Source organism: Paenibacillus sacheonensis (assembly GCF_009909195.1).
GTDB lineage: Bacteria > Bacillota > Bacilli > Paenibacillales > Paenibacillaceae > Paenibacillus_Z > Paenibacillus_Z sacheonensis.
Genome location: NZ_JAAAMU010000002.1, coordinates 471,642 through 486,428, shown reverse-complemented (window position 1 = coordinate 486,428; position 14,787 = coordinate 471,642). Strand labels below are relative to the sequence as shown.

General features: G+C 56.1%; 9 protein-coding genes and 1 pseudogene. 3 read left to right on the top strand and 7 right to left on the bottom strand.

The genetic code is table 11. From position 1 onward, the window contains the following. Positions 1 to 160: 160 nt before the first annotated feature. From GT003_RS05165 to modB, 3 genes are all read left to right on the top strand, one after another. A complete protein-coding gene (locus GT003_RS05165) occupies positions 161 to 1,042 on the top strand; it encodes a cation diffusion facilitator family transporter (RefSeq protein ID WP_161695112.1) in 882 nt (293 codons plus the stop codon). A gap of 285 nt (positions 1,043 to 1,327) precedes the next feature. Continuing rightward, positions 1,328 to 2,104 carry a molybdate ABC transporter substrate-binding protein gene (gene modA / locus GT003_RS05160; RefSeq protein WP_161695110.1) on the top strand — a complete coding sequence of 259 codons (777 nt, stop codon included), beginning with the start codon at positions 1,328 to 1,330 and terminating at the stop codon, positions 2,102 to 2,104. Between the two features lie 26 nt (positions 2,105 to 2,130). Further along, positions 2,131 to 2,802, top strand: a complete 672-nt coding sequence (modB, locus tag GT003_RS05155) for a molybdate ABC transporter permease subunit (protein WP_161695108.1) — start codon at positions 2,131 to 2,133, stop codon at positions 2,800 to 2,802. A gap of 276 nt (positions 2,803 to 3,078) precedes the next feature. On the opposite strand, the gene GT003_RS05150 is transcribed toward modB, so the two are convergent. The 7 genes and pseudogenes from GT003_RS05150 to GT003_RS32225 form a co-directional block, all read right to left on the bottom strand. Beyond that, on the bottom strand, positions 3,079 to 3,798 hold the full coding sequence (locus GT003_RS05150; protein ID WP_161695106.1) for a formylglycine-generating enzyme family protein: 720 nt from the start codon (positions 3,796 to 3,798) through the stop codon (positions 3,079 to 3,081). Between the two features lie 114 nt (positions 3,799 to 3,912). Next, positions 3,913 to 4,575: a FusB/FusC family EF-G-binding protein gene (locus tag GT003_RS05145; RefSeq protein WP_161695104.1), complete on the bottom strand. Its 663-nt coding sequence runs from the start codon at positions 4,573 to 4,575 to the stop codon at positions 3,913 to 3,915. A 296-nt stretch (positions 4,576 to 4,871) separates the two neighbouring features. Then, positions 4,872 to 5,999 (bottom strand): NAD(P)H-dependent flavin oxidoreductase, encoded by a 1,128-nt coding sequence (locus GT003_RS05140; RefSeq protein ID WP_161695102.1) that lies wholly within the window; start codon positions 5,997 to 5,999, stop codon positions 4,872 to 4,874. Positions 6,000 to 6,080: 81 nt separating this feature from the next. After that, complete coding sequence (locus GT003_RS05135) at positions 6,081 to 7,667, bottom strand: malate:quinone oxidoreductase (protein WP_161695335.1); 1,587 nt, start codon at positions 7,665 to 7,667, stop codon at positions 6,081 to 6,083. 238 nt (positions 7,668 to 7,905) lie between these two features. Next, a complete protein-coding gene (locus GT003_RS05130; RefSeq protein WP_161695100.1) occupies positions 7,906 to 8,175 on the bottom strand; it encodes a CD3324 family protein in 270 nt (89 codons plus the stop codon). Between the two features lie 248 nt (positions 8,176 to 8,423). Next, positions 8,424 to 9,626, bottom strand: a complete 1,203-nt coding sequence (locus GT003_RS05125; protein WP_161695098.1) for an enolase C-terminal domain-like protein — start codon at positions 9,624 to 9,626, stop codon at positions 8,424 to 8,426. 1,455 nt (positions 9,627 to 11,081) lie between these two features. After that, positions 11,082 to 14,636 (bottom strand): annotated as a pseudogene (locus tag GT003_RS32225) (fibronectin type III domain-containing protein); the annotation flags it as partial. Positions 14,637 to 14,787: the final 151 nt, after the last annotated feature.

Sequence of the window (14,787 nt, the reverse complement as noted above, 5' to 3'; positions counted from 1 at the left end):
GGGCGTTTTTTTTTACCTCTTAGCCCGTTTAATTTTGGACATGTCCAACTTTTTTGCGCCATGCCGATTTTTGAGGACGCCGACAACACTGTTTCTCTAGACCCACACGGTTTTCGTCAAGTATGATGGCTTAGCGAATGTTAGTTGATGGAGGTTGGGCATGGAAAGCACGTACGAAGACATCAAGAAGGGCGAGATCGGCGCATGGGTCAGCATCGGGGCGTATCTCCTCTTGTCGGCGTTGAAATTATCCGTCGGCTACTGGACGAACTCGGAAGCGCTGCAGGCGGACGGATTAAACAATTCGACGGATATCATCGCGTCGATCGCCGTGCTGATCGGCCTTCGCATCTCGCGCAAGCCGCCGGACAGCGACCATCGTTACGGGCATTTCCGGGCGGAGACGGTATCGGCGATGATCGCTTCGTTCATCATGTTTGCGGTAGGCGTTCAGGTGCTCTATCAAGCGGCATCCTCGTTTCAATCGGGTCATGAGGTTCCGCAAGGGGGTCTCGCCGCATGGACGGCCCTGTTCTCGGCGGGCGCAATCTATATGGTCTACCAATATAACGTTCGTCTCGCCAAGCGAATCAACAGTCAAGCGATGATGGCGGCCGCGCAGGACAATCGGTCCGACGCGCTCGTAAGCGCCGGCGCGTTCATCGGTATTTTAGGGGCGCAATGGGGAGCGCCATGGCTGGATCAACTGACGGCTTTGCTCGTCGGCTTGATGATCTGCAAGACGGCTTGGGGGATTTTCAGCGATGCGACGCATGCGCTGACGGACGGCTTCGACGACGGGGAGCTGCAGGTTATCAAGCGGACGATCCGCGACGTGCCCGGCGTCGAGAAGATCATCGATATCAAAGCCCGCATCCACGGCAACATGAAGCTGGTCGATGTCACGATCGGGGTTCACCATCTGCTGAACGTAACGGAGAGCCATGAAATTACGGAGCAGGTCGAGAAGGAAATGTACGATCAGCACCATATCACGCACGTGCACATTCATATCGAGCCTTATGAAGTTTCGAAGCGCTGAATTTGTAGCACGTAATCATTGCAAATGATGGATGATATGATTTTCGAACATAATAATTGCATGCGGGCTTTTTATCGGTTTTTTTGACTCTTCCTTCGGCTCTTTCTCCAGCCCTGGTTTAGTAGACGCTCTATCTGATGTCATCCATCATTCCCGTATAACTGGTTCATTCCGATATTTTCCCTTTCCCTTTCTCCTTCTCCTAGCAAAACGATGCAAATTCTCATAGAGTTATGTTACGATAAATGACATGTAACGACGCATGGAAGCCAGGAGGTCAAAAGGATGAAAAAAACGACGGCGGCACTTAGCCTCGCCCTATTAACGGCTGCGGTCGCGCTTCCCGCCGCTCCATCCGCGACGGCGGCGGCCAAGAAGACGGAGCTGCTCGTATCCGCGGCAGCCAGCTTGAAGGACAGCCTCGGCGTTATCGAGAAAGCGTACGAGAAGCAGCACCCGACGATCGATCTCGTATTCAATTACGGCTCCTCCGGAACGCTGCAGAAGCAGATCGAACAAGGCGCTCCGGCGGATCTCTTCTTCTCGGCCGGATCGAAGCAGATGGATACGCTGGTGAAAGAAGATCTCATCGCGAACCATTCCACGCTGTTGTCCAACGATTTGGTCATGGTCGTGCCTTCCGATTCCCATGTGACATTCACGACGGTCAAGGAGCTTACCGGCAGCTCCGTCAAGAAGATCGCGATCGGGCAGCCAGAGTCCGTACCCGCCGGACAATATGCCAAAGAAACGCTGACGACGCGCAGCGTCTGGAATATCCTCCGATCCAAGTTCGTGTACGCCAAGGATGTCCGCCAAGTGCTGACGTACGTAGAGACCGGCAACGCCGACGCAGGCTTCGTCTACAAGACCGACGCGCTGACGTCCGGCAAAGTCAAAATCGCGCTTCGCATCAATCCCGACGTCCACAGCCCTATTCTGTATCCCGCAGGCGTCGTGAAGGAGACGAAACGCGCCTCGGAAGCGAACGCCTTCTACGCGTACCTGCAAACGAAAGAGGCCGAAGCCGTTTTCGTCAAATACGGGTTCCGGCTTTCCTAACCGCCGCTGAATGAAGGAGTGCTCGCATGTCTTGGAACCTATTCATGGAACCCATCGGGCTTTCCATTCAAATAACCGTCGCAGCCAGCGTTCTCGTCTTCGCTGCCTCGCTGTTGATCGCCTGGCGCATGGCCAAAACGCGTTTCTTCGGCAAAAGCATCCTGGAAACAATCCTGCTGCTCCCGCTTGTGCTTCCGCCGACCGTTGTCGGCTTCATCCTGCTCGTCGTGCTCGGGCGTCGCAGCTGGATCGGCAAAGCATACGAGGCGTTGTTCGGCGGACCGATCCTCTTCACATGGGAATCCGCCGTGATCGCCGCGGCGGTCGTGGCTTTCCCGCTTGCTTACCGGACGATCAAGACCGGCATTCAAGGCGTCGATTCCGAGCTCGAGAATGCCGCGCGCGCGATGGGAGCCAGCGAGTGGCAGGTGTTCCGCTATGTGACCGTCCCGCTGTCCGCTCGCTCGCTGACGTCCGGCTACATTCTAGGCTTCTGCCGAGGACTCGGCGAATTCGGAGCTACGCTGATGGTCGCGGGCAACATTCCGGGCCGCACCCAGACGATTCCGACGGCGATCTACGTCGCATCGGACGGCGGCAGCATGACGATGGCATGGGCCTGGATCATCGCGATGATCCTGCTGTCGTTCCTGATGCTGCTTGCCGTCAATCGAATATCCAAGGACGAACGGGAATGAGCATGCCAGGCTTGTTCCGAATCCGCCATGCGCTCTAACCGGTCTGTTGTAACAATCCTTGCTCTCTGTGCCTGTATGGGCGCAGAGAGCTTTTTTCTTCCTTCGCCTGGAATCCATGATGGATCGTTCAAGCTCGCAGTACCCCGCCTTGCAATGAAAAGACACAGCCATATAAGATCTGCCGTGCCTTCCCCGCAATACGGGCTTCAGCGTGCAGTTTAATGCTCTTCCTGCGAGATGATCAGGCGCAACAGACCTGTTCGATAGCAGCGGCAATCATGACTTAGACTGAGCAAGGCGGAATCCAAGATCATCGATCCGGAATGTCGGATGGCTGCGACGACGAACCGTCGCTCCGCAGCCTCTCGCCTCCTCGGCCCAGCTGCCTCCGCGAAAAATACGATAGGAGCCGTATACATGCTCGTCATATAAGTCCCAGCACCATTCCCAAACGTTGCCTAGCATATCATGCAGACCCCAAACATTCGGTTCCTTACCACCTGCTTCATGGAGATGGTCAGCGGAATTCCCGCTATACCACGCGATCTTATCCAGCTCTCCGTATCGATATCCGGTCGTCCCTGCCTTGCAAGCGTACTGCCATTCTGCTTCTGATGGCAGTCGATAACCGGCGGCATCCCAATCGCAATCGATGGTTTCGCCATTATCGCTTGTCGAATAACACGGTTGGAGGCCAACAAGCCGTGACAGTCTATTACAGAACGCTATGGCATCCTGCCAAGAGATATTCACAGCGGGGATTCGATTATCGCCGTTCGATAGCAAGGAATGATCTAAGGAATAACATAAGGTATCACCTGAGGAATGACCGCTAACCGCATCGTACAGCACGCTGGTTACAGGATACCGGCCTAGGCGAAACGGCTTTAGCTCCGCTTTCCATTTGCGTTGAATGCGATCATCCCTCAGATCGACTTCTCCCCCTGGAATGCTTATCATGAGATCGTCCATGGCACGCTTGAGATCATTGGACATGCCGCTTCACTCCCGGTTCTATGTTCATAAGCGATCTTCGCGAAAAAAGAGAGCTGCTCCCCCGGTCTCTCTGAACCATCGGAACAACTCTCTTATAACTAGGCGGCGCAGCCCTTACGGACCGACCAAGACGCCGTGAATGAATGTCTCCAGTACGTCGACGGAGGTGATATTTCGGTTGCAAACCTCGCTGTTCACGCACATATAATTGCCGATTGCCCGGTAATAATCCGAAGAAACGCCCGCAGGCTTCCACTTCGTCACCGCCGTGAACAACGCAACCTCCGTATGCTTGCTGCACAAGAAGCATACGCCCTTCTTATTCGTCGGCGTATATTTCCCTTCGAAGCCGACAAGCTTTCCGCCGAGCTCGTACACGATGAACAGTCTATTCACCGCAATGTCGGTCCAGCCGAGATACGTCGCGAATCTGCTATCGGCTGCTTCAAGATCGGGAAGCTTCAATTTTTTGATTTTCGGAAACAGCTTCTTCAGCTGATTATCCGTTACCTGCGCGTATTCTTCGATGACATAAGGCTCCAAGGCTTGCAAATAACGCTGAAAGTCCGCGGTGCCATGCAGCTGATCCAGGTTTCCGAGCAATTGCTTCTGCTGATCGGTCGCTTCGAGAAATAATCCATTGATCATCATTTCGGTATCATTGCGAACCGCTTCGACGACTTTCTTATCGGATACGGTGTTGCACGCATTTTGCAGCTGACCGATCCGCTTCTTAATCTCGTTATACTGATGGTTTCTAATGAATGGTTGATGCATAGCTTCCAGCTCCTTATTTTAAGTTGCAAAATAATAGCAGCCGCAAAGCCCCCTATTAGAAACGATTCACATCTTCCCGGGCGATCACGTCCAGCGAATCACCCCATGCAAAGATCGCCCTAATGATAGGCTTTGCATGAGTCGCTTCTTATTCCGGCAAATTGATTTGCCATATTTACCGCCTCCCTTATTCCAATCATTATAAAGGAGGCTCAAGCTTGACGGCAACCGTGCAGCGCGTGAAATGCATCGGGCACACGCTCGCACACGCTTAGGCGCCGCTTCTGCCCGTTGTCTTAATCCTTCTTGCCATGAAGAATCTCGCTCGCCCGATCGATCGTTTCCTGCACGATTTGCCGCGCGCTTTGACCCGACGTCAGCAGCCTGGTTCCTTGTCCGGCCCATAAGGACATAAAATCTGGATTGTTCTGCCTCGCCGCTTCGTTGCGAATATCGCGCGTAGCCGTATTCTGCGTCGGGAACGGGAGCGGGTCTATGCCGCTTTCGTTCCACCGGTCGATGAACGCATTGCGCAGTCCGCGCGCCGGCCGGCCGGAGAACGCCCTCGTCAGCAGGGTACTTTCCTCATTGCTCGCGAGCAGCCGCTCCTGGTACGCCGCGTGCGCGCCGGATTCCGTCGCGGTCAGGAACCGCGTTCCCATCTGTACGCCCTGCGCGCCGAGGGCAAGCGCGGCTGCGAGACCGCGGCCATCCATGATGCCGCCGGCCGCCAGGACGGGCACGTGAACGCGATCGACGATTTGAGGGACGAGCGCCATCGTTCCGATATTGGCGCCCATCCGTCGATCGCCCGCAACGTCGAAGGTTCCGCGATGACCGCCGGCCTCGCTGCCTTGCGCTACGATCATATCGCAGCCGGCCTGCTCGGCCATGATCGCTTCGTTTACCGTCGTAACCATTGCGACGACATGGCTGCCGACGGCTTTCGCCTGCCGCATCATCGATTCAGAAAGGAGGCCGAACGCCGTGCTGATCACGGGCACCTTCTCTTCCAGCAGGACGGCAACTTGCTTCTCGAAATATTCCGGCGTTCTTAAACCCCCGGGAACAGCGGGCGCCAAGTTCAGTTCTTCCCGAATGCCGTCCAACGTTTGTTGAACCTGCTGCGTGCGGGCATTGTCATCCGCCGACCGCGCCGCGAACAGATTCACGCCGAACGGTTGAGAAGTTTGTTCCCGGATGAGCCGAACCGCGCCGCGAATCGCCTCCGGTTCCATATAAGCAGCGCCCAACGTGCCGAGGCCGCCGGCCTCGGAGACCGCCGAGACCAATTCCACCGTGCTTGGTCCGCCGGCCATGCCGGCCAGAAACAACGGATAACGGATGTTCAATAGACGGCATAGTTCAGTATGCAATGTTATACCCATGCGAGACGCCTCCTTGTATGTAAAAAGGATTCGCATCGCTGCGAACCCTGACTGAATTTCTTATGAATCGGAAATAGTATAAATAATAGCCGGAATAAAATCAAATTCAGCTCCGCATTAGATCAGCATTTCGCTCGCCGTACGATCGCCTGCGGCGAGGCGCTCGCGCAAGCCCAGCGCTTCGGACGTGGACGCATGAATGTCTCGCAGCAGCTCCGGATTTTTCATGAGCGATACGCCGTAAGAAGGAATCATTTCTTTGATCTTCGCTTCCCAGCCTTTCATTTGCTGCGGGAAGCATTTGCTGATGACGTCCAGCATGACGTGAACCGCCGTAGAAGCGCCTGGCGAAGCGCCCAGCAGCGCTGCGATCGAGCCGTCGGCGGCACAGATGACTTCCGTTCCGAATTGCAGCGTTCCCTTGCCGCCGGCTTCCGTATCCTTGATGACTTGCACGCGCTGACCGGCAACGACCAATTCCCAATCTTCGGATTTGGCGTTCGGGATAAACTCGCGCAATTCCTCCATGCGTTTTTCTTTGGACAGCATGACTTGCTCGATTAAGTATTTCGTGAGCGCCATATTCTTCGCCCCCGCCGCCATCATTGTAACGAGGTTATGAGGTTTGACGGAAGTGACGAGGTCGAACATGGAGCCGTTCTTGAGAAACTTCGGCGAGAATCCGGCAAACGGGCCGAACAGCAGCGATTTCTTGTTGTCGATGAAGCGCGTGTCCAGATGCGGCACGGACATTGGCGGAGCCCCGACCTTCGCCTTGCCGTACACCTTGGCATGATGCTGCGCGATAACCTCCGGATTCTTGCAGGACATGAAGATGCCGCTCACCGGGAATCCGCCGATATGCTTGCCTTCCGGAATACCGGACTTTTGCAGCAGATGCAGGCTTCCGCCGCCGCCGCCGATGAACACGAATTTGGCGGTTCGGCGTTCAACCGTCCCGTTTCCATTGCTGACTTTCAGCTCCCATAATCCGTCGCGCGTGCGCTTCATGTTCTGAACGGTATGGTTATACTGGATCGCGACCTTCTTGCGCTTCAAGTGTTCGAACAGGATGCGCGTCAAAGCACCAAAATTGACATCCGTACCCGTGTCGATTTTGGTTGCCGCTATGTGTTCATTGGCTGGACGATCCTGCATGATGAGCGGAATCCATTCCATCAGCTTCTCGGGGTCGTCGGAGAATTCCATCCCTTGAAACAGCGGATTCGCCGTCAGCGCTTCGAAACGCTTCTTCAAGAACGCGATATCTTTGTCCCCTTGGACCATGCTCATGTGAGGAAGCGGCATGATGAAGTCCTGCGGATTCTTGATCAGCTTGCGGTTTACGAGATAAGACCAGAATTGCATCGACAGCTGAAATTGTTCGTTGATGTTGATCGCTTTGCTGATATCTATAGCGCCATTGGATTTCTCGACCGTGTAGTTAAGCTCGCACAGTGCCGCATGTCCCGTCCCGGCGTTATTCCATTCGTTAGAACTTTCTTCCCCTGCATGATCGAGCTTCTCCAGCACCGTAATCGTCCATTGCGGCACGAGCTCTTTCAGAATCGTCCCCAATGTCGCGCTCATGATTCCGGCACCAATCAAGATGACGTCTGTTTTCGTTTCTTTGCTGCTCATGTTTACCATCCTTATATCATAAGATTTGCAAAAAAGGATGCGGGCGCTCCTGCTTAAGCACATCGACAAGCAAGGGCGCGACCTCGTCACACGCCTTTTCTGGATCAAGTAACCCGTTAGATTAAAAAATATTTATATACTATTATATGATAGTTGCCCGCGATACGACAAGAAGTCCAGCGAATTAGGCTTATATTCCCCCTGCTTCCACTTAAATCGGACGTTCCCGTTTCTATGAAACCGGTTGCCCATGCAAAAACGCCACCTCGGACAGCTCCGAGATGACGTTTTTTCGTGCTTTCTATTTTGCTTTCGCATACACGATCTTCTTGATCGTATCGATTGCGAGAAAATATCGTTCGGCAAGCTGCGCGATCGCCGCGCCTTCCGCGAACTCGCGGCGTATTTCCCTGTTCCTGTTCCGGATTTCGGTCCTGCTGCCGGAATTTGCGCCCCATCCCTTACGTTCGCCTTCGGGCCTGGGCACATAAATCATGACGCCGCTTATATAGCGCTGTACTTCCTTCAATAAGTCCTCTGGCAGGAGGACATCCGCATTTATATAGTTCATGATCGATCTACTCCTTAAAATAGCATGCATTTCAAGGCAGCAACGTCTCATGATAAACAGCTTCACCAAACAAGGTTGGCGGCACGCCTGATCAGCTCTATGCAAACAACCGCCGTTGTTTATCGTGTAGACCTTGCATAGAGCGCATTTTCTTTGTCGTCCAGCATGCTTAACACCTCTTTCTTCCCGCAATTATTTACGTGCAGCCTGATCGGTATTCCATAAGCCCATTCATGTCAGGCATGCAGCTAAGGCCGTACCGATGTGCCGTCCGGCGTGCGCGCTAGGGTCCACTCCGGCAGACGATTGCTGCAGGGGTACGCGGCAGCCTTCTCCTCGTCGATATCGATGCCGAGACCTGGCTTATCGTTCGGGTACGCATAACCGTACTTGACCACCGGGCAGCCGGGGAATACCTCTTGAATCTGATCGGAGAAGCCGTACCACTCCTGAATGCCGAAGTTGATCGAACTGACGTCGAGATGCAGATTGGCTGCATGTCCGACCGGCGATACATCGCCAGGTCCGTGCCAGGCGGTGCGAACGCTGAACGCTTCGCACAGGGTGGCGAGCTTCTTCGCCGGCGTCAATCCCCCGATCGCGCTGATATGGCAGCGAATGAAGTCGATCAGTCTGCCCGCGATCAGCGGCGTCCACTCTCTCGGATGCGTGAACAGCTCGCCCATCGCGATCGGAATGGCGGTCTGGCTTCGCATCGTCTCGAACCAATCCAGCTGCTCGGGCGCCAGCGGATCCTCCAGGAAGAACAACCGATAGGGCTCGAGCTGCTTGGCCAGCCGTACCGCCTCGATCGGCACGAGCCGCTCATGGATATCATGCAGCAGCTCGACCTCCACGCCGACTGCGCCTCGGACATGCTCGAACATTCGCGGTACGCTGCGCATGTAAGCATTCGGATCGAAATACGCCCCCGGCAGCGCATGCTCCGGCTGATGCAGCGTATGGTTCCGGCCGCCGTACCCGCCCATTTGGCAGCGAATGTACCGGAGTCCCTGCTCCATGAGCCGCCGCACGTTGTCTTCCACTTCCTGCTCGTCCCGGCCGTCGGCATGCCGGTAGATCGCCGCCGCTTCCCGGCATTTGCCGCCTAACAGCTGGAATACCGGCAGTCCGGCGCTCTTGCCTTTAATATCCCATAACGCCATATCGATGCCAGATAACGCGTTGTTCAGTACAGGTCCGTTGCGCCAATAGGAGCTAACCATAGCCGATTGCCAAATATCCTCGATGCGATGCGGGTCTTTGCCGATCAGGAACGGCTTCAAATATTGCTCAATCGCCGTGGCGACCGCCAGGTAGCGCTGCGTAAACGTCGCGCAGCCAAGGCCGTACAGCCCAGGCTCGGACGTTTCGATTTTCACCACGACCAGGTTGATGCCCTCCGGCGCCGTCAGGATCACCTTCACATCGCGAATCGTCAACTTCGACATGTCAATTCCTCTCCCTTGCTCTGCATGGTAGTCCTTCAAGCTTGCTTCTTCCGACTAGTGGTGCTTGTTCCGCCGCAGCTTGCCGTTGCATTTGGATGAAAGCCCTTGCATAACGAACGTTGATGACACGATGCACAAGATACTCTCTCGCGATACGCGTTCACTCGAGTTTAACTATTCGAAACGGGGATGGAATATCCTGCCTGTGTTTGAAAATGAGGCTTCGGTTTTGCGATGGGTGCTCCCGTGGTGCTTCGCACCAAAGTCGCTCCCATTCGCAAAACCTGCGCGGCGGGGTAGTGCATGAACCATTGGGCGTTCCACCTCCCCTGGCGTGCTTCGCATTACGTCTTTTTGCATGCAGGGCTCCGGTTTTGCGATGGGCGCTCTCGTGGTGCTTCGCACCAAAGTCGCTCCCATTCGCAAAACCTGCGCGGCGCGGTAGTGCATGAACCATTGGGCGCTCCACCTCCCCTGGTGTGCTTCGCATTACGTCTTTTTTGCATGCAAGGCTCCGGTTTTGCGATGGGCGCTCTCGTGGTGCTTCGCACCAAAGTCGCTCCCATTCGCAAAACCTGCGCGGCGGGGTAGTGCATGAACCATTGGGCGTTCCACCTCACCTGGCGTGCTTCGCATTACGTCTTTTTGCATGAGAGCTTCGGTTTTGCGATGGGCGCTCTCGTGGTGCTTCGCACCAAAGTCGCTCCCATTCGCAATGCCTGCGCGGCGGGGTAGAGCCTCCGGGGCTCTACCCCTGCTCCCCCTTTCGTGAGCTGCACTTTTCACTTCTAGCGGCTTTGCCTTTGTTTAGTCTGAATACACCAGTGCTTCGCACCAAGGTCAGAGCTCCGGTTTTGCAATGGGCGCTCCCGTGGTGCTTCGCACCAAAGTCGCTCCCATTCGCAAAACCTGCGCGGTGGGGTAAAGCACAAAGACGTTCCGACTTTTCCACTGGCGTGCTTGGCTGACGCCTTTTGATAATAGTGCTTCATACCAAAATCGCACTTCTAGCAAACGACATTAGAAGGATATCGTTACAGCTCCCAATTTGAAATAAGTGCAAATCTGCACTTAATTCCTTTCAAATCGCCGTTTAATTGGAAATAAGTGCAATACTGCATTTATTTCGAACAATAACTGAACATTCGGCGTAACTTCAATAAAATAGGTGCATAGTTGCAACTATTTTACTCAAATCCCGATTTCGCCTGTAAATAGTTGCATAATCGCACTTATTTTTTTCCGACTACAATTCAAGCGGATGACCGCAACAGCTTGCCAAGCCCACCCAGGAGCATGAACACGTATCGCGTCCTTGACGACGTTGGCGCACAACGCAAAAAAACGCTTAACGCGGTCATGCCACGTTAAGCGCCTTGAGCATTTTTGCCGTTACCGGCTGATGAATCAATAAGCGGACAAGTAGGAGCCTCCGATGACCGTAATCGTCGAAATGCCCGGTCCGGTCCAGCCAACGGCGAGGTTGTCGCCGCCTCCGCCTTCTTTGTGAAGAATTTCGAAGTAGTACGGCTGTCCGGCCGTCAACGTTATGGAGGCGGACTGCTGATTCGTATGCTTCGTCCACTCGCGAACGCCAGCATATTCGTATTCGTACGCGATCATGGATTTGTTCGATGGGCTGTTGTTCGTGCTCAGGTAGAACTGGCTTTCGTCATCGCCGGCAATATAGAACGTATACGAGCCGGACGTCGTCGGCGTGATGTAACCGCGGATGCGGTCGCCGTAATTATCCGCCCAGTTCGTCGGACCTTCGAGACTCGTCAGCGTATCCGTGCCGCTAGGCGTCGTTCCCGTAGGGATCGTGGACACCGACGTTCCCGAAACTCCCGTCCAGTACTCGCGCGTGACGCTGCCGCTTCCGCCCGAGGCTGCACTGGTCGTCACGCTCAGCGCATTGCTGGCTGAGGAGACATTGCCCGCCGCGTCCTTCGCTTTGACCGAGAACGTATAGGCCGTGCTTGCCGTCAAACCGCTGACGGTGAACGTCGTGCCTGCCGTCGTGCCGGCAAGCGTGCTGCCGTTATACACGTCATAGCCCGTGACGCCGACGTTATCGGTTGACGCAGTCCACGAGAGATTGACGCTCGTTGCCGTCTTCGACGGCGACGTCAAGCTGCTAGGGGCAGTCGGAGCTTGCGTGTCGCTGCTGGCATTGGTCGTCACGCTCAGCGCGTTGCTGGCCGACGACACGTTGCCTGCCGCATCCTTCGCTTTGACCGTGAAGGTATACGCCGTGCTCGCGCTCAAGCCGCTTACCGTGAACGTCGTGCCGGCCGTCGTGCCGGCAAGCGTGCTGCCGTTATATACGTCGTATCCCGTCACGCCGACATTATCGGTCGATGCGGTCCACGAGAGATTGACGCTCGTTGCCGTCTTCGACGGCGACGTCAAGCTGCTAGGAGCAGTCGGAGCTTGCGTGTCGCTGGCGCTGCTCGTCGTGACGCTCAAGGCATTGCTGGCCGCGGAGACGTTACCCGCCGCGTCTTTCGCCTTGACCGTGAACGTATAGGCCGTGTTCGCCGTCAGTCCGGTGACCGAGAACGTCGTGCCGGATGCTACCGTTCCTGCCAGCGTGGAACCATTGTAGATGTTATAGCCGGTTACCGCTACATTGTCGGTGGACGCCGTCCAGGACAGATTCACGCTCGTGGTCGTCTTCGACGGGGACGTCAAATTCGACGGAGCGCTCGGTGCTTGCGTATCTCCCGTGCCGCCGGCCAGGTTCACTTCGCATGTCTTATAGTAGCCCGGAGCCGGATCGCCAAACTGGTTCGTCGAACACATGACGGAGTTCGTGTACGTGCCGTAGAAATAGCTGCCGTTCGCGCCGAATCGTACTTGCTTCGTGCCCGTGAAGCTGCACGTATTGTTCTCGCCCGCGCACAGCGTCCAGTTGGCCAGCGGATCCGTCGTGACGGTGATGCTGCCGCTGGCGGCGGAGACGTTGTTCGACGCATCCTTCGCCTTGACCGTGAACGTGTACGCGGTGTTCGGTGCCAGCCCGCTCGCCGTGAACGCCGTGCCGCTCGGCCCGGTCGTGGAACCGGCCAATGTCGTGCCGTAGTAGACGTCATAGCCGGTCACGCCCACATTGTCGGATGAGGCTGACCAGGACAGACTGACGCTCGTATCCGTCTTGCCTGTGGTGGCCAGGTTCGTCGGTACCGTCGGCGCCTGCGTGTCGCCGGCTGCGGTCGTGACGCTCACCGTATTGCTTGCCGCGGAGACGTTGCCTGCCGCGTCCTTCGCTTTGACCGTGAAGCTGTATGCCGTACTAGGCGTCAAGCCCGTAACCGTGTACGTCGTCGCGCCGGTCGTGGAGCCGACGAGCGTACCGCCGCGATAGACGTCGTAGCCGACGATGCCGACGTTATCCGTGGCGCCGGACCAGGAGAGATCGACGGTTACATTGGATTTGGAAGGTGAAGACAACGTCGGTGCCGTCGGTGCCTGCGTATCCGGCGGGCCCGTGAACACGTTCACCGTTTGCTCCTTGAGGCTCGCGCGTCCGCCGTTATCCCAGACGACGAGCGTCACGCGGTACGTGCCCGCTTTCTGGTACGTATAGGTCGGGCTGACCGTGTTCACCGGCGGTCCTTCGCCGAGATCCCACAGGTTTTCGGCGATCGTGCCGTTATCCGTGGAAGAGTTCGTAAACGTGATCGGCTGCCCCAGCTGCACGCTGAGCGGCGCGCTGAAGTTCGCGACCGGTTTCGGATCGCTGAAGCCGCGGCTGACCAACTGCGTGTTCGTGCCGTTGCCGCTGACGGTGTTGTTGCTCCATTCCAGGTCCGCCGCCGAGGACGGATATTGATCGATCGACGGTCCGCCGTTGCCCGTGATGACATTGTTGATGAAGCTGAGGCGGTCCGTGCCGGTAGCGGTCGTGATCTCGATCGCTTTACGGCCGTTGTTGATGATTTGGTTGCTGTCGAACGTCAAGTTCTGCGAGTTGCCGTGAATCCGGACGGCATTGCCGTCATAGCCCGGATAGGCGGCCGCAGGGTTGCCGATCGGACCGTTCTTGAACGTATTCTTGTAGAAGTATTGGAACTGCTCCGTTTCGCCCGTATCCGCGCCTTGCAGCTGCATGCCCCACATGACCATGTTTTGAACGGTATTGTAGCCCCAGTATTGGTAGCCCGTTCCAGGGGATTGCTGCATGCCTACTTGCTGCCCGCCGTCGACGAGATTGTCGGTCGTGACGCCATGCGTAACCATGACTTCAAGGCCCATCCCCTGCACGGTGCCGTCCGTCGTATGGACCGTATTGCGTCTGACCGCGATATTGTTGGACCGAACGGCGCTGATCCAATGGTCGACGTTATTGTCCTCGATGACGGAGTTATTGCAATTGGTATGCAGTTCGATCGACAGGCCGTGCTCGTGCTTGCCGGATCCAGTGATCGTGTTGTTCTTCACTTCGACGTTGTTGCACGTATCGTTGGCGAAGATGCCGCCGCGTCCCGTGTTCGCGATCGTATTGCGCAGGATCTTCGTGCCGTTCGAATTCCAGCCGGCTCGGATGGCGCCGCCCCATTCGGAGTTGACGCCGATGTTCGTGAACGTATTGTCCGCGATCGTCGAATTGTCCGTGGCGGAGAGCAGGACGCCGAACGGAGCGAAGCCGTCGGCTTTAACGAGATCCTTGATGATATTATGATGGATGTTATGCCCGCTGCCGGGCTCTCCCCATATGCCGGAGACGACATGCGTGTTGCTGTTGCCGTCCAGCGTCAGCTGGGCGACTTCGACGCCCGTCGTATTGCTGAGCGTGATCATGTTGTTGTCCGTCGTGCCGCTGTACTTGATGATCGTCGTGTCCTTGCTCTGCCCGATCAGCTTCACGCCGGACTTGGCGTTGATCGTGCCCGTAATGTAGTAAGTACCGGCCGGAAAATAAACCGTGTCGCCGCTCGCGGCAGCCGCGATGGCGTTCGTGATACCCTGCAGGTCATCCGTCGTGTCGCCGCCGTTTGCTCCGTATGCGGTAATGTTGACCGTCGCCGCGTATGCCGCCGGCGCGGGGACGAACGGAAGCAGCGTCGCGAACGCGAGCAGCGCGCTGCCCAGCTTCCGCCCCGGCTTTCTTCCCAAAGCTTTTCTCATCAATTCTCAGCTCCCTCTCTTCTGGTTCAAA